Source organism: Sphingomonas sp. GW821-FHT12D09 (genome assembly GCF_058807215.1).
In genome coordinates this window covers 223,718-242,165 of sequence record NZ_JBXAQL010000002.1, presented here as the reverse complement: position 1 = coordinate 242,165, position 18,448 = coordinate 223,718, and the positions used below count along the sequence as shown (strand labels likewise).

20 protein-coding genes are annotated in these 18,448 nt (G+C 65.2%); 9 read left to right on the top strand and 11 right to left on the bottom strand.

The features are described from left to right. Nucleotides 1-16: 16 nt before the first annotated feature. From AC1RPL_RS11000 to AC1RPL_RS10970, 7 genes are all read right to left on the bottom strand, one after another. The gene (locus tag AC1RPL_RS11000; protein ID WP_493069346.1) at nucleotides 17-199 is read right to left on the bottom strand and encodes a hypothetical protein; all 183 of its coding nucleotides are present in this window, start codon (nucleotides 197-199) and stop codon (nucleotides 17-19) included. 99 nt (nucleotides 200-298) lie between these two features. Next, nucleotides 299-1,108 carry a ferredoxin--NADP reductase gene (locus AC1RPL_RS10995; protein ID WP_493069345.1) on the bottom strand — a complete coding sequence of 270 codons (810 nt, stop codon included), beginning with the start codon at nucleotides 1,106-1,108 and terminating at the stop codon, nucleotides 299-301. Between the two features lie 54 nt (nucleotides 1,109-1,162). Continuing rightward, nucleotides 1,163-1,561, bottom strand: a complete 399-nt coding sequence (locus AC1RPL_RS10990) for a hypothetical protein (protein ID WP_493069344.1) — start codon at nucleotides 1,559-1,561, stop codon at nucleotides 1,163-1,165. Between the two features lie 81 nt (nucleotides 1,562-1,642). Then, nucleotides 1,643-2,077, bottom strand: coding sequence for a DUF1003 domain-containing protein (locus AC1RPL_RS10985; protein WP_493069343.1), 435 nt, complete (start codon nucleotides 2,075-2,077; stop codon nucleotides 1,643-1,645). A 350-nt stretch (nucleotides 2,078-2,427) separates the two neighbouring features. Further along, entirely contained in the window at nucleotides 2,428-2,985 is a 558-nt protein-coding gene (gene grpE, locus AC1RPL_RS10980; protein ID WP_493069342.1) for a nucleotide exchange factor GrpE, read from the bottom strand. Nucleotides 2,986-2,995: 10 nt separating this feature from the next. After that, nucleotides 2,996-4,039, bottom strand: a complete 1,044-nt coding sequence (hrcA, locus tag AC1RPL_RS10975; RefSeq protein WP_493069341.1) for a heat-inducible transcriptional repressor HrcA — start codon at nucleotides 4,037-4,039, stop codon at nucleotides 2,996-2,998. 86 nt (nucleotides 4,040-4,125) lie between these two features. After that, nucleotides 4,126-4,623 (bottom strand): DUF6438 domain-containing protein, encoded by a 498-nt coding sequence (locus AC1RPL_RS10970; RefSeq protein ID WP_493069340.1) that lies wholly within the window; start codon nucleotides 4,621-4,623, stop codon nucleotides 4,126-4,128. A gap of 92 nt (nucleotides 4,624-4,715) precedes the next feature. Here AC1RPL_RS10970 and rph point away from each other — a divergent pair, with 92 nt between their 5' ends. The 3 genes from rph (at nucleotide 4,716) to AC1RPL_RS10955 (ending at nucleotide 6,360) form a co-directional block, all read left to right on the top strand. Continuing rightward, a complete protein-coding gene (gene rph / locus AC1RPL_RS10965) occupies nucleotides 4,716-5,429 on the top strand; it encodes a ribonuclease PH (RefSeq protein ID WP_180142230.1) in 714 nt (237 codons plus the stop codon). A gap of 35 nt (nucleotides 5,430-5,464) precedes the next feature. Then, nucleotides 5,465-6,097: an RdgB/HAM1 family non-canonical purine NTP pyrophosphatase gene (gene rdgB / locus AC1RPL_RS10960; protein WP_493069339.1), complete on the top strand. Its 633-nt coding sequence runs from the start codon at nucleotides 5,465-5,467 to the stop codon at nucleotides 6,095-6,097. 98 nt (nucleotides 6,098-6,195) lie between these two features. Beyond that, nucleotides 6,196-6,360 (top strand): hypothetical protein, encoded by a 165-nt coding sequence (locus AC1RPL_RS10955; RefSeq protein ID WP_493069338.1) that lies wholly within the window; start codon nucleotides 6,196-6,198, stop codon nucleotides 6,358-6,360. A gap of 16 nt (nucleotides 6,361-6,376) precedes the next feature. Here AC1RPL_RS10955 and map read toward each other — a convergent pair whose 3' ends face one another. Together map and AC1RPL_RS10945 are read right to left on the bottom strand one after the other, a co-directional pair. Continuing rightward, entirely contained in the window at nucleotides 6,377-7,135 is a 759-nt protein-coding gene (gene map, locus AC1RPL_RS10950) for a type I methionyl aminopeptidase (protein WP_493069337.1), read from the bottom strand. A 1-nt stretch (nucleotide 7,136) separates the two neighbouring features. Then, nucleotides 7,137-7,343: a ParD-like family protein gene (locus tag AC1RPL_RS10945; RefSeq protein WP_493069336.1), complete on the bottom strand. Its 207-nt coding sequence runs from the start codon at nucleotides 7,341-7,343 to the stop codon at nucleotides 7,137-7,139. 237 nt (nucleotides 7,344-7,580) lie between these two features. Here AC1RPL_RS10945 and AC1RPL_RS10940 point away from each other — a divergent pair, with 237 nt between their 5' ends. Both AC1RPL_RS10940 and AC1RPL_RS10935 read left to right on the top strand, forming a co-directional pair. Continuing rightward, nucleotides 7,581-9,839: a TonB-dependent receptor gene (locus AC1RPL_RS10940; protein WP_493069335.1), complete on the top strand. Its 2,259-nt coding sequence runs from the start codon at nucleotides 7,581-7,583 to the stop codon at nucleotides 9,837-9,839. 67 nt (nucleotides 9,840-9,906) lie between these two features. Further along, complete coding sequence (locus AC1RPL_RS10935) at nucleotides 9,907-11,505, top strand: AMP-binding protein (protein ID WP_493069334.1); 1,599 nt, start codon at nucleotides 9,907-9,909, stop codon at nucleotides 11,503-11,505. 141 nt (nucleotides 11,506-11,646) lie between these two features. Here the strand turns inward: AC1RPL_RS10935 and AC1RPL_RS10930 are convergent, their stop codons facing one another. Together AC1RPL_RS10930 and AC1RPL_RS10925 are read right to left on the bottom strand one after the other, a co-directional pair. Further along, nucleotides 11,647-13,263: a carboxylesterase/lipase family protein gene (locus tag AC1RPL_RS10930; protein ID WP_493069333.1), complete on the bottom strand. Its 1,617-nt coding sequence runs from the start codon at nucleotides 13,261-13,263 to the stop codon at nucleotides 11,647-11,649. Next, nucleotides 13,260-14,540: a spinster family MFS transporter gene (locus AC1RPL_RS10925; protein ID WP_493069332.1), complete on the bottom strand. Its 1,281-nt coding sequence runs from the start codon at nucleotides 14,538-14,540 to the stop codon at nucleotides 13,260-13,262. Before AC1RPL_RS10925 ends, AC1RPL_RS10930 begins: the two co-directional genes overlap by 4 nt. Nucleotides 14,541-14,681: 141 nt before the next feature. Between AC1RPL_RS10925 and AC1RPL_RS10920 the strand changes: the two genes are divergently transcribed. From AC1RPL_RS10920 to AC1RPL_RS10905, 4 genes are all read left to right on the top strand, one after another. After that, nucleotides 14,682-15,362, top strand: coding sequence for a TetR/AcrR family transcriptional regulator (locus AC1RPL_RS10920; RefSeq protein ID WP_493069331.1), 681 nt, complete (start codon nucleotides 14,682-14,684; stop codon nucleotides 15,360-15,362). Nucleotides 15,363-15,477: 115 nt separating this feature from the next. Further along, complete coding sequence (locus tag AC1RPL_RS10915; RefSeq protein WP_493069330.1) at nucleotides 15,478-16,371, top strand: SDR family NAD(P)-dependent oxidoreductase; 894 nt, start codon at nucleotides 15,478-15,480, stop codon at nucleotides 16,369-16,371. Then, entirely contained in the window at nucleotides 16,368-17,687 is a 1,320-nt protein-coding gene (locus tag AC1RPL_RS10910; RefSeq protein ID WP_493069329.1) for a glycoside hydrolase family 1 protein, read from the top strand. Before AC1RPL_RS10915 ends, AC1RPL_RS10910 begins: the two co-directional genes overlap by 4 nt. Before the next feature lie 194 nt (nucleotides 17,688-17,881). Continuing rightward, nucleotides 17,882-18,412 (top strand): hypothetical protein, encoded by a 531-nt coding sequence (locus AC1RPL_RS10905; RefSeq protein ID WP_493069328.1) that lies wholly within the window; start codon nucleotides 17,882-17,884, stop codon nucleotides 18,410-18,412. Nucleotides 18,413-18,448: the final 36 nt, after the last annotated feature.

The following is an 18,448-nucleotide window of genomic DNA, read 5'->3' as shown; positions in this document are numbered from 1 at the left end:
CGTCACCCCGCTTCGATCACTGCACGGAATCGGCGTCGAGGTTGATCCCTTCCATGCGCCGGGTATATTCCCCCTGCTCGCGCTTCAATCGGCGATGATAGGTGCGCTCGCGGGAATAGTAGCGAATATAAACAATGGTCGCCGCCAAGGCTGCGACGATCATCCCAATCATGAAATAGGCGATTTCGACACGCTGCATGTTCGGCTCCTTTGCCGGGAGCCGATGCACGAAGGCGCATAAACGCGGGGCAGGTCTCAGGCTCGTCGCATTGCACAACGCTTCTCAGCCGATTTGGTCTCACCCGACGAAAGCGCGCTCCAGCACGAAGCTGCCCGGATTGGCGTTCGAGCCTTCGGTGAAGCCATGCCCTTCGAGCATGTGCGCGAAGTCCTTGATCATCGCGTTCGAGCCGCACAGCATGATCCGGTCGGTTTCCGGATTGAGTTCGGGGTGGCCCTGGACCGGCGCCTTGAACAGCCAGCCATTCTCGATCAGCTGGCCGATCCGCCCCGAGGTGCGGAAGGGCTCGCGCGTCACGGTGGGGATATAGTGGAACTGGAGCAGCGCCTGATCGGCCACCAGCGGATCGCTGGCGAGCTGCGCGGTCAGTTCGTCATGATAGGCGAGGTCGCTCACCCGGCGCGTCGAATGGACGATCACCACCTGGTCGAACCGGTCATAGGTGTCGGGATCGCGGGCGATGCTGAGGAAGGGCGCCAGGCCGGTACCGGTCGACAGCATGAAAAGGCGCTTCCCCGGCAGCAGCGCATCGGCGACGAGCGTGCCGGTCGGCTTCTTGCCCAGATAGACTTGGTCGCCCGGCTGGATTAGCTGGAGGCGCGACGTGAGCGGACCGTCCTCGACCTTGATCGACAGGAACTCGATCTCGTCCGACCAGGTCGGGCTGGCGATCGAATAGGCGCGCATCAGCGGCTTGCCCTCGCCTTCGAGGCCAATCATCACGAACTCGCCGGCGCGGAAGCGGAAGCTCGCGGGGCGCTCGATCGCAAAGCTGAACAGATGCTCGTTCCAGTGCTTCACCCAGCGGACGGCGCAGGTCTGGAACGCGGCGTGCTCGGGGAGGACGATCGGGGGGCGGGCATGCATATTCACGAGGTCGGCTCTTTCCAAATCGACGAGATTCTTCAAACTACTTTTACTTCAACGCACCAAAGCGGCGGCTATCCGCGCGACCGCTACAGAAAGCGGAAGGCGCGCCTCGGGTTTCACGATCTGCTCGATCAAGGCATCGACGCGCGGCTGCGCGCCGGCGCGTGCTAGCGCATGCAGCGAAAGGAGCAAGGCCTCGTCATCGCCAATTTCCGCCGCAAAGGGCGGTTTGAAGCGAAGTTGGGACAATCCCTCGCGCTCGAGCAGCAGCATCGCCATGTTGAGATCGGGCAGCATATCCACAAGGCCCTGGCCATGCAGAACCGGGCCGAGCGCAGAACAGGGGCACCGCCCGGCGCGCATGCATGCGACCCATTGCCGCATCGCAGAGAGCAGCAACTGGTCGGCAGGCGCGGACTCCGCGACGGAGCGGTCCAGATACTCGTACAAAGGCGATCCCCATCCCGTGGAGAATCCAAGGGCGAGGATCGCCTTAGCGTTTGCTGAGAATGATTAGCAATAGCGCAGTTTTCATGCGGCGCGTGAAAGCCTGGCTATCTCCGCGGCGAGCATGTCGATCTTCGCGTGCAGGCTCTCGATCTGCAATTCGGCACGCGTGTTGGTTTCGTAATCGAGCCGCGCCTCGAACCGGTCCTTCGCTGCCTGGCGGTTCTGGCTCATCATGATGATCGGCGCCTGCAGCGCTGCGAGCATCGACAACATCAGATTGAGGAAGATGAAGGGGAACGGGTCGAAGGCATGTACGCCCAGCAGGACGGTGTTGAGCACCGCCCACGCGCCGAGGAACAGGCCGAAGCTGATGATGAAGCCCCAGGAGCCGCCGACAGCGGCGACCTTGTCGGCAAGCTTCTGCCCAAAGGTCTGCCGTTCATCGAACAGCGCATGGGGATCGCGACCTACGCCGATGCGGCGGAGATCCGACAGGAAACGGATTGCTGCGTTCATTCTACACCTCACTGCGACCGGCCGCCCGGGCCGGCGCGCGAGGTGAGCGTGTCAGCTCAGCGCGGCAGCCTCGGACGGCACGGTCGATCGACTATGATCGTTGCTGGACATGACCCCATTCTCGGAGTTGTGGCGGTTGTGGGCGCACGGCTGTGCGTCCAGGGGCGACATGGCGCCGGAAACCGCGGATTTCAAATGAAATAGCTGTCATCTTGCGCGAACTCCCCCGCCCTGCAGGGGGGATGCGTGCGGAGCGAGTTTGGCCCGTGGCAAAAGAAAAGGCCGGGCATCGGACCCGACCTTATTCCAACCCTCCCTTTCCCCTCCCCGGAAGGGAGGGGAGAAGAGCCTCAGTCCGGCTTCTTCGCCACGCCCACCAGCGCGGGGCGCAAAAGGCGGTCGCGGATCATGTAGCCCGACTGGATTTCCTGCACGATCGTGCCCGGTTCGGCATCGGCGCTCGGCATTTCCAGCATCGCCTGGTGGCGGTTCGGGTCGAGGGCCTCGCCCATCGCGACGATCTTCGAGATGCCGTGACGCGCGAACACCGAATCGAGCTCGCGGCCGGTCGCCTCGAGGCCGGTGACCAGGCCCTTGAACTTCTCATCGTCCCGAAGCTCGGCCGGTATCGACGCGAGCGCACGCGTGAGATTGTCGGCCACAGACAGGACGTCGCGCGCGAAAGCGGTCGCCGCATAGGTTTTGGCGTCCTGCGCTTCCTTCTCGAAGCGGCGGCGGACGTTCTGCGTCTCGGCCTGCGCGTACATCACCGACGCTTTCGCCTCGGCGAGCTGTGCCTCGAGCTCGGAAACCCGGTCGTGCTCCGCCACTTCGGGCGCGCCGTCCGCGGTTTCCTCGCGCAGAGTCGTTTCTTCCTGCGTGTCCGTCACCTTGTTCTCTTCCGTCATATTTCCCTGTTCAGGCCAGTAATCGGGCCAATGTGGCCGCCGTGAAATCTACCATGGGCACGACGCGCGCATAGTTCAACCGCGTGGGGCCGATCACGCCCACCACGCCCACCACGCGCCCGTCCATTGCGCGCACCGGTTTTGCGATCACCGATGAGCCTGACAACGCGAATAGCTTGTTTTCCGATCCAATGAAGATACGCGTCGCTTCGCCCTCGCGCGCCGAATCGAGCAGGCTGGCGATCTCCTCCTGCCCTTCCAGCTGGTCGAGCAACTGGCTGACCTTGTCGAGATCCTCGGCCGCGGCAGTATCGATCAGCCGCGCCTGGCCCCGCACGATCAGCACGGGGCGGCGGCCGCCATCCTCGCTCCACACCGCAAGGCCGCGCTCGACGAGCACGGCCGCGGCACTGTCCAGCGCCGCACGCTGCTGGCCGAGTTCGCGCTCCGCCCGGGCGAATGCCTGGCTGAGCGTGAGCCCGCCAAAGGTGGCGGAGAGATAATTGGCGGCGCGCTGCAGCGCTGCCGGGTCCATGCCGTCGGGCAGCTCGACCACGCGGTTTTCGACCGATCCGTCCTCGCTCACCAGCACGGCGAGGGCGCGATCCTGGCTGAGCGGCACGAAGCCGAACTGGCGCAGCACCTGCTCGGCCTTGGGCACCAGCACCAATCCCGCACAGGCCGAAAGCCCCGAAAGCGCCGCAGTGGTGTTCGCCAGCGCCTCTTCCACCGGCCCACGCTCGGCGGCGTTGCGCTCGATCGCCGCGCGCTCCTCGGCGCTGGGCGCGCTGGCCTGCATCATCCCGTCAACGAACAGCCTGAGGCCCGTCTGGGTCGGCATCCGCCCCGCGCTGGTATGCGGCGAGGCGAGCAGGCCGAGCTCCTCGAGATCTTGCATCACGTTGCGGATCGAGGCGGGCGAGAGGTTGAGCCGGGAGATCTGCGCGATCGTGCGGGACCCCACCGGCACGCCGGTCTCCAGATAGGAATCGACCACGAGACGAAACACGTCGCGGGCGCGGTCGGTCAGTTCGTGGATCGGCAGGGTGGTCATGCTTATGATCTAGGGGGCCGCACGTTTCACCTCAACCTTCGTCATCCCCGCCGTCGCGGGGATGACAAGGAGGCCACGAGGTGGAGCTAGGGCCGCTCGCCGATCAGGTCCTGGATCGGCAACGCATCCGCCGCCTCGCCCAGCGCTTGCTTGATCGCCGGGTTCTGCATCACGCAGCCATAATAGACATGGAGATGCTGGCTGTCGCCGATCGCGCGGGTCCACATCACATCGACGCTCGGCATGTCGGTCGCGACGTTGGGGCAGTTCTTCTCGCCCGGGGCATAGCGTATTTGCCCGCTTACGGGACGGTAAGGGGCCAGCTTCGTGGCAAAGGCGTCATATTCGGCGCGAGTGAGCTTGAAGGGCTTCTCGCCGGTTACCGCCGTAAAGCGCGTGCCCTCGAACACGCCGGTGCCGTCGGGCCGCACGGTGACCGAATAGACCGGGCAGCGGCCGTGACAGGGGCCGGTCTCGTACCGGATCGAATCGCCTTCGATGGGAATTGGGCGGCCAGGACCTTCCGTCTTCGCGCAACCCGCCAGCGCCAGCGCGCCCAGCCCCAGAACCGCAAACCTGTGCATACCTCTGTCCTCCGCGGATCGTGCACCGAGACTGGCGCGTTCCAACCGTTCCGTCTACGTGCCGCTCCAAACCTTGCAGGAGACTGAAGCAGATGCGCCCTTCCGGCCGCGCCCCCGACGAAATGCGTGCGATCACGATCGAGCCCCACTTCACCCGCCATGCCGAGGGTTCGGTGCTGATCAGCTTTGGCGACACCCGTGTGCTCGTAACCGCCAGCGTCGAAGAGCGGCTGCCGCCCTGGCTCAAGGGCAAGGGCGAAGGCTGGGTGACCGCCGAATACGGCATGCTCCCGCGCGCGACGCATACCCGCGGCCAGCGTGAAGCGGCCAAGGGCAAGCAGTCGGGCCGTACCCAGGAGATCCAGCGCCTGATCGGCCGTTCCTTGCGCGCCGTCACCGATCTCAAGAAGCTCGGCGAACGCCAGATCACACTCGATTGCGACGTGATCCAGGCCGATGGCGGCACCCGTACCGCGGCGATCTCGGGCGCGTTCGTCGCGCTGCGCATCGCAGTGAACAAGCTGATGGCCGCCGGCCTGATCAAGGAAGACCCGATCACCGCGCAGGTCGCCGCGGTTTCGTGCGGCATCCACCAGGGCACACCGGTGCTCGACCTCGACTATATCGAGGACAGCGGCGCCGACGCCGACGCCAATTTCGTCCTGCTCTCCAACGGCAATATCGCCGAGGCGCAGGCGACTGCCGAAGGCGCGACCTATGACGAGGAAGGGCTGCTCCGCCTGCTCCGTCTCGCGCGCATCGGTTGCAACCAGATCTTCGAAGCGCAGTTGAAGGCAATCGGATGAGCGAGGCTTACGAAGGGATCGGGGGCGACACCCCCATGGATTCTGGCCGCCAGGCGATCCGCAAGCTGAAGCCCGGCAAGCTGGTGATCGCCAGCCACAATGCGGGCAAGGTACGCGAGATCCGCGAACTGCTCGGCCCCTATGGGATCGAGCCGATTTCCGCGGCTGAGCTCGATTTGCCCGAGCCCGAAGAGACAGGAACGACTTTCGTCGCCAATGCCGAGCTGAAGGCGCTGCAAGCCGCTGACCTGTCCGGCCTGCCCGCGCTCGCCGATGATTCGGGCCTTTGCGTCGAGGCGCTGAACAACGATCCGGGCATCTTCTCCGCGCGCTGGGCCGGCGAGAGCAAGGATTTCGGCATCGCGATGCAGCGCGTCGAGGACAAGCTCGCCGCGCTGCCGCCCGAGACCAGCCGCGACGCGCATTTCGTCTGCGCGCTCGCGCTCGCCTGGCCCGACGGGCATGTCGAGTGGTTCGAGGGCCGCGTCGACGGCATTTTGGTGTGGCCGCCGCGCGGAAATCGGGGCTTCGGCTACGACCCGGTGTTCCTGCCCGAGGGCCATCAGGAGACCTTCGGCGAAATGGAGCCCGCCGCCAAGCACGCGATGAGCCACCGCGCCGATGCCTTCCGCCAGCTGGTTGGCGCGGCACTCACCGAAGAAAGGTGATTCGCACCGCGTTAACGATTAAAACCGTGCAACACTTGCGACTCCCCTAGGGTACAACCCTGGGACAACGAGAAAACAAGAGGTCGCTAATGGGTTCGATGCGTCAACTAGCGTCGATGTTCCGGCATGTGCACGAAGCGCAGGCCATGGGCGTCGCCGAGGATATCTCGGAGGACGCCCTTGCGCCTGACGACGCGGACGCTTTCCATGTCGGCCGGGACGACGAGAACGAAGCTGCCGGCCGCGCCTTCCAGCAGAATTAGGGGGAACGGCGCGAAATCAGGTGCCGTCGCCGCGCAGGGTCAGCACCTCGACACCGTCCGCAGTAACCGCAACAGTGTGCTCGAACTGCGCCGAGAGCTTGCGGTCCCGGGTAACCACCGTCCAGCCATCGTCTTCGGTCGAGACCATTCGGCTGCCCTGGTTCACCATCGGCTCGATCGTGAACGTCATGCCCTCGCGTAGCAGCATGCCGGTACCGGGCTTGCCGAAATTGAGCACCGAGGGCTCCTCGTGCATCTCCCGGCCGATGCCGTGCCCGCAATATTCGCGCACCACCGTGTAACCATGCTTCTTCGCGTGCCGTTCGATCGCGAAGCCGATGTCGCCGAGCCGTGCGCCAGGCCGCACCTGCCGTATGCCCTGCCACATCGCCTCCTGCGCCACCTTCACCAGCCGGCGGGCCGCCGGCGGCGCATCGCCGACGATATAGGTCTTGCTCGAATCCGCGATGAAGCCGTTCTTCTCCAGCGTGATATCGAGATTGATGATGTCGCCGTCACGGATGATCTCCGCAACATCGGGCACACCGTGGCACACGACATGGTTGATCGAGCAGTTCAGGACATATTTGAAGCCATATTGTCCCTTGCTCGCCGGCCGGGCGGCAAGGTCCATGGTGATGAACTGCTCGACCAGATCGTTGACCTGCATCGTCGACATGCCGGCGAGGCCCTGCCCGTCCAGCATCTCGAAGACCGAGGCGAGCAGCTTGCCGGAGATCCGCATCAGCGCCAGTTCGTCGGGAGTCTTGACCATGTCAGGCGGCCAGCATGCCCGGTTCGCAGGCTTGCGCGGCGTCAAGTTGCGCCTTCACGATATCGTTGAACGACAGCGTCGGGTTCGCTTCGGCGAGCATGCCGATCTTCATCCAGAACTCCGCCTGGGCATTGATCGAGCGGCACATCACCGTGCTGGCCCGGCGCGCCTCCTCGTGCAGCTCTTCGTCGATTTTTACGATGCCCATCTCATCCTCGGCAGCATGATTGAATATCCGAACCATATACGTTTCGTATGCTTGATTCAATGCGCAGCGCGCGCTTCCCGTCCGCAAGACGCATCGACTGTGCTGCCCGTGCAACGGTCCAATCCTTAACGTTCACTCTTGTGAGAATTAATATTGCAAGCCCTCCGGCTTTGCGGCAATCTTCCCCTCATCGTGCCGCAGAGCGCGTGCTGGAGATGGATGTTGGGAGGGACCCGAATGAATTACCGTCCGTTGCTGCTCGGCGCTTCCGCGCTGGCCCTGGTCTGGAGCGGCGCAGCCGCGGCGCAGACTGCTTCCGCGCCGGCGCAGGATGCGTCCGCCACTTCCGATCAGGACAAGGTCGAAGAAGGCGAGATCGTCGTCACCGCACAGCGCCGCAATGAAAATCTGATGAGCACCGCGGTCTCCGCCTCGGTCCTTTCGGGCACCCAGCTCGATAACAAGGGCGTCGCCAATGTCGATGCGCTGCAATTCGCGATGCCCAGTGTCGTCGTGAACAATTTCGGCCAGGGTAACGATTTCAACGTCCGCGGCATCGGCAAAGCCGAGCACAACACCCAGACGACGACCGGCGTGATCACCTATCGGGACGGGGTTCCGACCTTCCCGGGTTATGTGCAGGGCGAGCCCTATTACGACGTCGGCAACATCCAGGTGCTGCGCGGCCCCCAGGGCACGATCGTCGGCCAGAACGCCACGGGTGGCGCGGTATTCGTCAACACCAACGATCCGATCATCGGCGGCGGCTTCCATGGCTATTTCAACCTGAATTACGGCAGCTACAACGAAGCCGGCATGCAGGGTGCGGTGAACCTGCCGATCAGCGACACCTTCGCCGCGCGCATCGCGCTGTACGGCTCGCGCCGCGACACCTTCTACAACATCACCGGAGCCGGCGGCGCGGCCTATCCGTTCGACAAGGGCAACCAGGGCATCATGGCCGGCCGTATCAGCTTCCTGTGGAAGCCGAGCGACCGCCTGTCGATCCTGTGGAAGACCGATGTCGGCCATCTCGACATGGGCGCCTATCCGGCAACGCCCGTAGGCAATTACTTCGAGACGCTGCCCGGCACCTCGACGCCGAATCCCAATCATCGCGACCTGTTCGATGTCTCGTTCAACACGCCCCAGGCGGCGCGCGACGAGTTCGTCCGCTCGACGCTCAAGGCCGAATATGAGTTCAACGGCGGCGTGAAGCTCCGCTCGGTGTCGAGCTACCAATGGGCCAACACGATGTACCGCGCCGACCTGGACGGCACCGCGACCGGCATCAGCACCTTCTATGACAGCGTCGACGAGCAGCAGATCACGACCGAGCTCAACCTGATCTCGCCCGATCACAACCGCGTCACCTGGCTGCTCGGCGCGTTCGGCCTGTGGAACGACTATTATTTCCGCAAGCCCTATCAGTTCGCGATCGACCTCGCCTATCCGTTCAACCTGCCTGCCTATCAGTACAAGCTGCAGGGCACGAACCCGACGCGCTCGCTGGCGGCGTTCGGCCAGCTCGGTTTTGCGATCACCCCGAGCCTGAAGATCGACGCGGGCGTCCGCTACACGGCGAGCCAATCGACCAATCATGTCGATGTGCTCCAGTACGGCGCCTATCTGCGCGACGACGAGACGGTGAAGTCGGACAATGTCTCGTATAAGGTCTCGCTCGGCTGGAAGGTCAGCCCCGACCAGTATCTCTACGGCTTCGTCGCCACCGGCTTCCGCCCCGGCGGCCTCAACGTGCCGGTAGGCGCCGCCATCGCCCATCCGCCGTTCAAGCCCGAGGAAGTGACGTCGTTCGAAGCCGGCTGGAAGGCCAATTGGGCGGGCGGCAAAGTCCGTACGACGATAACCGGCTTCTACAACGACTATAAGAACTTCCAGGTCATCATCGGCTATCCGAGCTTCCCGACCTTCGGGATCGAGCTCAACGTGCCCGACAAGACCAAGATCTATGGCTTCGAGGCAGAGACCGAGCTTCACTTCGGCGGCCTGCAGCTCGATGCCGGCGTCAATGTGCTGCACAGCGAGCTCGGCACCTTCTATGCCGTCGACACGCGTAACCCGCCGACGGGCCTGCCCGGCGATCCGGTGGTGGCGTGCACCCCCGCAACGGGCCCGGCGAGCGCTAAGTGCATCAACCTTGGCGGCCGCCGCCAAACCTATGCGCCCAACCTCACCTTCAACATAGGCGCGCAGTACGAGCTCGAGCTGAACAGCGGCGACAAGATCACGCCGCGCGTGAACTTCGGCCATGTGGGCGACCAGTGGGCGACGCTGTTCCAAAGCCCTGCACGCGGCGACCATCTCGAGGCGCGCAACATCCTGAACGCCCAGCTCGCCTTCCAGCACAAGACCTGGACGATCACCGCCTACGGCACCAACCTGACCGACCAGCATTATCCGGCGGCGCTCAACAGCGGGCTCTACTTCGCGGGTCCGCCGCGCCAGTACGGCGTCAAGCTGCTCAAGACCTTCTGATCCCACCTGGCCGCCGGCAGACTCCCTCTCCGGCGGCCTTTCCTTTCCCCCTGCGCCCCAAGGTCCCATGCAGCCCTACGGTCTGACAGTAGACAAATTTCTCGATCACGCCGCCAAGTGGTTCCAGGACTGCGAAGTGGTCGAAGCCGATGCGGGACAGGTCATCCGGCGGACGACCTATGCTGCCCTGCGCGAACGCAGCAACCGCCTGTCGGGCGCGCTCGCCGCGCTCGGGATGGAACAGGGCGACCGGGTCGGCACGCTGGCCTGGAATACGATCCACCATTTCGAGATCTATTACGCCGCGATGGGCATGGGGCTGGTCTGCCACACGCTCAACCCGCGGCTGACGGCGGCGCATCTCGCTGCGATGGTCAACGAGGCCGAGAACCGCGTGCTCGCGGTCGCGATCGACCTGCTGCCGCTCGCCCGCGAAGTGATCGCGCACTGTCCGACGATCGAGCATGTCATCGTGCTCGACGCACCCATTATCGATACGCAGCCTCTCGGGTCGCACCGAGCGCGTATCTGGGACCATGATGCGCTGCTCGAAGCGCACGGATCCCCCGCCGTGTGGGGAGCGTTCGATGAGAACCTCCCCGCCGGCCTCTGCTACACCTCGGGCACCACCGGCAGCCCGAAGGGCGTGGTCTATACCCACCGCTCCAACTATCTTCACACGCTGCGTGCGCTCCAGGCCGACGCTCTGGCGCTCACTGCGCGCGACACGTTGCTGCTCGGCGTGCCGATGTTCCACGCCAATGGCTGGGGCATACCGTTCGCCGCACCCGCGGTCGGCACCAAGCTGATCCTGCCGGGCCGCACGGTGGACGGGCCGAGCCTGGCCAAGCTGATCCGCGCGGAGGACGCCACCGTCGCCGTCGGCGTACAGACCGTCTGGCTCACTCTGGCCGACCAGGCCGATGCAACCGGCGAGACTTTCCCGACGCTCGAGCGCGTGGTGATCGGCGGATCGAGCTGCCCCGACGCGCTGCTCCGCCGGCTGGAGGAGAAGCTCGGCGCCGAAGTGCAGACGAGCTGGGGCATGACCGAGCTCTCGCCGGTCGGCACCATGGCCGCGCCGCATCTGCCCGCCAGCGCCAGCCGCGCCTCGGGCCGCCCGATCATGGGGCTCGACCTCAAGCTCACCGACGCGGCGGGCAACACGCTCGACCCGCAGCGCAACGTGCAGGGTCACTTGAAAGTGAAGGGCCACAGCGTCGTTGAGCGCTATTTCCGTGCCTCCGAGACGGCGCTGGATAGCGAAGGCTATTTCGACACCGGCGACCTGGCGATGATCGACACCGCCGGCAATCTCACCATCTGCGGGCGCGCCAAGGACCTGATCAAGTCGGGCGGCGAATGGATCAATCCCAACGAGATCGAAGCGATCGTCGGCACGCATCCCGCCGTCCGCCACGTCGCGGTGATCGCGCGCGCTGATGCCAAATGGGGCGAGCGCCCGGTGTTGATCGTCGAAAGCGCAGGCGAGGATCCGCGCACTTTGCTCGAGATGCTGCGCGGCAAGGTGGCGGACTGGTGGATCCCGAGCGAAGTCGCCGAAGTGCCGGCGATGCCGCTGGCCGCTTCGGGCAAGATCGACAAGAAGCGGCTGCGCGACGACTATGCCGAGGGGCGGATCGCGGCAAGCAAGGTGTCGCGGTAACGCGCTCCCCTCCCTGCAAGGGAGGGGGTGGGTTGCGAGCGCAGCGAGCCCTCCCACGCAATCCGAAAAAAGAAAAGGCCGGGCATCGAGCCCGACCCTTTCTAACCCACCCCTAGCCCCTCCCTTGCAGGGACGGGAATTTCACTGACACCCGGCCGCTTTCGCCGGCAGCTTCGGCGAGGCCAGGCCGACATTCCAGTTCCACGCGATCCCCGCCGCGCGGCGGCGGCAGACCACCGCTTCATACTGGTCGTACACGCCCGGCATCAGCCCGGTCTCGGCCTTGGGTGCGTCGGTGATGTGGAGATAGTTGCGCGCCTTGCCAAAGGCGGGCCAGGTCGAGCCCGGCGTACCGCTCTTCACGAAGCTGGCCCAATAGCCAACCAGCGTGTCCGACAGCGGGCGATCGCTCTCGGCCATCGCCGGCCATTTCGGCGGCAGCGGCGTGAGATTGCCGAACACATAGGGCAGCTCGCTGGCGTGGAAGGCGTGCAGGCCGGCGTCGTTCATCGCCGGATAACCGTGATCCCACAGATACACATAGGCCGGCTGGCCGATCGCCGCTTGCTTGCGCGCGAGCCGCTCGGTGGTCCAGCCATAGAGCGCGTCGCGGGTCGTCGCGATGATGCTCTCCTTGTAATCCGCCGCTGGGTAGAGCTTCAGGAAGGCGTCGGCGAACTCGCCGTACTTCTCCCGGATACCCTTCTCATAGTCCTCCGCCGTGTCGGGCGCCTTGGGCGCGAGCATCCGCAGCGAACGGATTTCGCCCTGATTGAAGCCGGTGAGCAGCGGCACCGGTGCCTGTTTGCCCTGGTCGAACGCGTCGACCATCTGCGTCGGCAGCACCAACCCATCGACCACGCCGAACGGGAAGAAGCCGAGCTTGGCGGCGCTGTCGGTGAGCGTCTGTGCGTCCATGCCGCGCAACGCGGCGAGGTCGGGCGCCTGCACGCCGGCGGAGAGCATCGTGCCGATCGCCTCGGCCGACGGCGCGCCATATGCCTGCTTTTTCAGCTCCGGCATCGTGACCATGTACGCGCTCTGGGCGATCGCCTTGGAGAAGGTGCCGCGGGCCAACGGCGATTCCATCAGGAACATCACGCTGAGCCCGCCAGCGGATTCGCCGGCGATCGTCACCTGGGCCGGATCGCCGCCGAACGCCGCGATATTGTGCTTCACCCAGGCGAGCGCCGCCATTTGGTCGAGCAGGCCGTAATTGCCCGAGACCTTCTGGGGCGATTCCGCGCTCAGCGCCGGATGCGCGAGCCAACCGAGCACGCCCAGCCGGTAATTGATCGAGACGACGATCACGCCGTGCTCGGCCAGTTTCTTGCCGTCATACATCGGCTCGCGGCTCGATCCGCCCGAGAGCGCGCCGCCATGGATCCAGAAGAAGACCGGCGCCTTCTTGGCATTGGCCGGCGCCCAGATGTTGAGCGTCAGGCAATCTTCGCTCACCGGCATCGGCTGAGCGGGCGAATAGACCGAAGTCGGCGTCTTGCTCTGCGACTGGACGCAGGCCGGGCCAAAGTCCTTGGCCGCACGCACGCCGGTCCAGGGCTGCATCGGTGCCGGCGGGCGCCAGCGCATCCCGCCGACTGGGGGCACCGCATAGGGGATGCCCTTGAACTCCCGGATCGCCCCGTCGAGCGTGCCGCCCACGCGGCCCGACGGCGCGTTCACGACGGGCTCCTGCGCCAACGCGGTGCCCGAGAGGAGCACGCCAGTGGCAAGGGCGGCGGTACGGAGCAGCTTCATGCGGTCACCTTTACGAAGGTCTCGCGGCGCAGGATGCCGCCGAGCACGAGGAAAAGCGCGATTGCGATCAGGTAGAAGGGCGAGAGCGTGTAGAGCGCCAGCTGAAGGCCATGCTCCCAGCCATGGCTTTTGAACCAGTCGCTGGCGGCGCCGACATAGGTCGGGCCAAGGCCCAGCCCGATGAAGTTCATCACCAGCAACAGCAACGCGCCCGAGAGCACGCGCTGGTTGGGCCGGACCTCTTCCTGGACCAGCGCGACCGAGGCGGAGAGATAGAAATAATTGAAGCAGTTGACGACAGTCAGCAGCACCAGTGCGAGCGGCCAGCCGGGCGACCAGACGAATGCGATGTAGAACGGCATGGCGATGGCGAGCGAGATCGCCGGGCCATAGGCATAGACGGTGCGCGAACGGCGGCTCAGCCGGTCGATGATCCGGCCGGAGAGGAGCATCGCGGCGCTCATGCCCACACCGACGACGAGCGCGTACCACACCGCGATCTCGGGCAGCGTCATGCCCTTTTCGCGGATCAGGAACAGCACCGCGAAATTGCCCAGGCCATAGGTGACGAACTGAGTGGCGCCGCTGCCGAGTGCCGCAAGCATCAGCACCGGATGGGTGAAGAACATCCAGCAGGTGCCCCAGAAGGGCGCCTTGTCTGCGATGGGCTTGGCAACCGGGCTGAGATCGGTCGCGCCGCGCTTGGGTTCGCGTACGACGACACGGACGAGGATCGCGGTGAAGATGCCGACGATACCGATCGCCACGAAGGCGTCGCGCCAGTCGAACATCGAAGCGATGGTGGCGCCGAAGGCGATGCCCAAGGCAGCCCCGATCGGCGGCCCCAGGTTGAAGATGCCAAACGCCATGCCGCGTTCGCCGGGGCGGAAGGTGTCGGTGATGATCGCATAGCTGGGCGGCACGCCGCCGGCCTCGCCGAAGCCCACCGTCATCCGTGCGACGACGAGCTGGGTGTAGCTGGTCGCGAGGCCACAGGCGATCGTGGCGCCACTCCAGATCGCGCAGGCGAGCGACAGGATGGTCACGCGGTTGGTGCGGTCGGCGAGCCAGCCGACGGGGATCGCGATGAAGCAGTAGAACATCGCGAAATAGAGGCCGCCGATCAGCCCGAGCTGGCTGTCGCTGACATGCAGCGAGTCCTGGATCGGCTTGGCAAGGATCCCGAGGAGCTGCCGATCGAGGAAGTTCAATACATATACGAAGGTGAGCGTGACGAGCACGATCCAGCGACGGGCGCCGCCTGCCTGAGTTTCCACGCTACCTCTCTCCCGGCGTGATTTTTCCGCCTTTATCGCATCATGCGGGCAAGCCCGCGAGCCTGTCAACACACACTATCACGCGTGTGAATATCCGTGCATGGGGTTGACGCTGGGCCCGTAGACGGGAAGGACGGGCAAGTGACCGAGACCGCCAAGCCCGTTCGCCGCTCCCGCAAGGCGGAGCAGCGCGCCGAGACGATGGAGCAGATCTACGACGCTGCCGAGGCGCTGTTCTCGCAGCATGGGCTCTATGGCGTGACGCTCAAGGACGTGGCCAAGCAGGTCGGCGTCCACCACACGCTGCTCAATTACTATTTCACCGACAAGAAGGCGCTGTTCGACGCCGTCTTCGCCCGTCGTGCGGTGGTGACGGCCGGGCGGCGGATGGATGCGCTCGATGCCTATGACAAGGCATCGGCCGGCAAGCCCACGGTGGAAGGGGCACTGCGGGCGTTCCTCGATACCGACCTCGACACCTATATCCAGGGGGGCGAGAGCTGGAAGAACTATGCCAAGCTCGCCGCGCAAGTCGCCAACACCCCGGCCTGGGGCGCGGACCTGATGGACGAGCATTTCGACCCCGTCGTGCTGCGCCTGATCGGCCTGCTCAAACAGGCCCTGCCCGGCTGCGCCGACGAGGATATTTTCTGGGGATATCACTTCGTTACCGGCGCGCTGACGCTGACGCTGGCGCGCACCGGGCGGATCGACAAGCTCTCCGGCGGCATCTGCCATTCGGACGATTTCGAGGCGGTGAAGGAGCGGATGGCGAGCTTCCTGGCCGCCGGCTTCCTCGACATCTGCAAGCGGACCGACTGAACGCCTTTGTGTGCCAAGTTGGCGCCGGACCACGCTTTGAATCATAATTCGCTAGCTTGCGAGTGAATGATTGCAGGCTTAGGAAGCGGTCCGTCAAAATCAAAAGGAATGCGGGATGTCGCTGTCGGGTCGAGTAGCCATTGTCACGGGTGCAGGCGGAGGTCTGGGGCGCTGCCATGCGCTGTACCTCGCAAGCCAGGGCGCCAAGGTTTTGGTCAACGATCTGTCGCAGCCCGCAGCGGACGCAGTGGCCGCGGAAATTCGCGCGGCCGGCGGCGAAGCGCTGGCGATGGCCTTCTCGGTCACCGACGAGCCCGCCGTCGCGGCGATGGTCACCGAGACGGTGCGGCTGTGGGGCCGCATCGACATCCTGGTCAACAATGCCGGCATCCTGCGCGACAAGAGCTTCGCCAAGATGACCATGGAGGAGTTCCGCCTGATCGTGGAAGTCCATCTGATCGGCGCCGCCATCTGCAGCAAGGCCGTCTGGGAGACGATGCGCGCGCAGAATTACGGCCGCATCGTCATGACCACGTCGTCCTCCGGCCTCTACGGCAATTTCGGCCAGGCGAATTACGGCGCCGCCAAGATGGCGCTGGTCGGCCTGATGCAGACCCTCGCGATCGAAGGCGAGAAGTACGGAATCAAGGTCAACAGCCTGGCGCCAACAGCGGCGACCGGAATGACCGAAGGCGTGCTGGGTGCCGAGAGCCTTGCCCTGCTCGCCCCCGACCTGGTGAGCCCCGGCCTGCTGGCGCTGGTCGGCGAAGACGCCCCTACCCGCGCGATCCTGTGCGCCGGCGCCGGCCATTTCGCCGCTGCGCACGTGACGCTGACCGAAGGCGTCCAGATCGGCCGGAGCGACACTGCCGGCGAGCAGGTCGTCGCCAGCTGGGCTTCGGTCACCGATCGTAGCGGCGAGATCGTCCCCGCCTATGGCTTCACCCAGGCCGAGCGCGAGGTGGCCGCCGCCACCGGCAGCGCCCCGGTCTCGGCCGCGGCGCGGTGACCGACGCCCTCCGACTGGGGCGGCGCGAGCTGATCGCTGCCGCCGCACTCGGAGCCGCCGGGGGCATCCCCTCGGCGGACGCGGCCATCCTTCGCCGCAAACCGGCCCCTCCGGGCTTTTTGTGGGGCACGGCGATCTCCGCCTATCAAAGCGAAGGCAACAACACCAACGCCGACGCCTGGCTGATGGAGAACCTGCAGCCGAGCATGTTCAAGGAGCGCTCGGGCGACGCCACCGATAGCTATCATCGCTATGCCGAGGACTTTGCGCTGGCCGCGAAGCTCGGCTTCAATTCCTACCGCCTGGGCGTCGAATGGGCGCGGATCGAGCCGAGCGAGAGGCATTTCTCGTATGCCGAGCTCGATCATTATGCCCGCATGCTCGAGAGCTGCCGCGCGCATGGCCTGCGGCCGATCGTAACGCTCAACCACTTCACCACGCCCTTGTGGTTCGCGATGCGCGGCGGCTTCGAAGTGGCGGACGCGCCCCAGCTCTTCGCCCGCTATTGCCGCAAGGTCGCCGAGCGGCTGGGCGGGCTGATGCATATGGCGACGACCTTCAACGAAGCGAATATCCGCCTGCTGGTCGACCTGATGCCGGGCTACAGCGCGGTCGTGCCCAAGGTGAAGGCCGCCATCGCCGCCGCGGCCAGGGCGACCAATTCGCCGAAGTTCTCGCGACTGGCCTATGCGGACGCGGAGATTGTCACGCCGATCATGCAGGCGGCGCACCGCCAGGCCTATGCCGCGATCAAGGAAGTGCGCCCCGCCCTCCCCGTCGGCATCACGCTGACGACGCAGGACGTGCAGGCCGACACGCCGGAGCGCGCCGCGCACTTCCGAGACCAGTTGTACGGAGACTGGGTGGCGGTGGCGCGCGAGGCCGCCGATTTCTTCGGCGTGCAGACCTATACCCGCTTCCTGTTCGATGCGAACGGCATGGTGCCGCCGGCCAGGGACGCCGAGATGACGATGGCAGGGTATGAATTCTATCCCCAGGCGCTGGCCAACACGATCCGCTGGGCGCACCGCGAGATCGGCAAGCCGATCTACGTGACCGAGAGCGGCATAGCGGCCAAGGACGACGCGCGCCGCATCGCGTTCATCGACCAGGCACTGGACGGCGTGCGGCAATGCCTGGACGAGGGCATTCCGGTGCACTCCTACCTCTACTGGTCGCTGCTCGACAATTTCGAGTGGACTTCGGGCTATGGTGTGCCGTTCGGGCTGGTCGCGGTGGACCGCGAGACGTTCAAGCGCACGCCGCGGCCGAGCGCGCTGCATCTGGGGGCGATCGCGCGGGCGAACCGGATCTGAGGCGGCGGCCGTTAAGGGAGTGACGGCTCCGTGCGGTGGCCGATGCACTGCATGGTGGTAGCGCTTGCCGCCGCCTGGCCGGCGCGCCGCCGCATTGCTACCCATCGCCCATGAGATGCCTTTGGTTCTTCGCGTCTACCATATTGCTTACGGGCTGTGGTGATTCAGCCAGAAAGCCGGCCAAGCCGGTGACCATGACGGATCAGCGCCTGATCGCAGGCCTTCGAGACTGTGCGATCGACCCGGCAGATGCCAGGCAGATCGGCGAACGGGTGAACGGAAGGCGCAGCGATTATTTGGTCTTCAGCGTCGATCCGCCCTACCCTGCGCATAAGATGCGGTGCCTGGCGCGCACGCTCATGCAAGCGAACTATGGGTTGCGCCGATCAGGCGCGCAGTTCGAGCGCGCCTTCGGGCATGCATGGAAGGCCGAATCCCTGATCTATGCGCGGAAGGCCGGAATAGCCTGGGTGCGAGAACATCGCCCGGGCAGAAACCCACCGCAATTCGTGCCGGGCAAAGGCTCCCTTGAAGATTTTGCGCGGGAGCTGGAAAAATTCTGCCGGGCCAAGCCCAGCGCCTTATCCGTTTCCGTTGAAAGGGAAGCGCTTTACATTCCTTGGGGAGGCGAAGAGCCCCAGGATGAATGCCTGTACTTCGCGGCGCTTGGCGCAAACCTGGAGGGCTATGGCTTTTACGTGCCAGGCCCGGGCATCGGATATTAGCGCGGCCGCCGGCACCGCGCCCCCAGCGGATCGCCC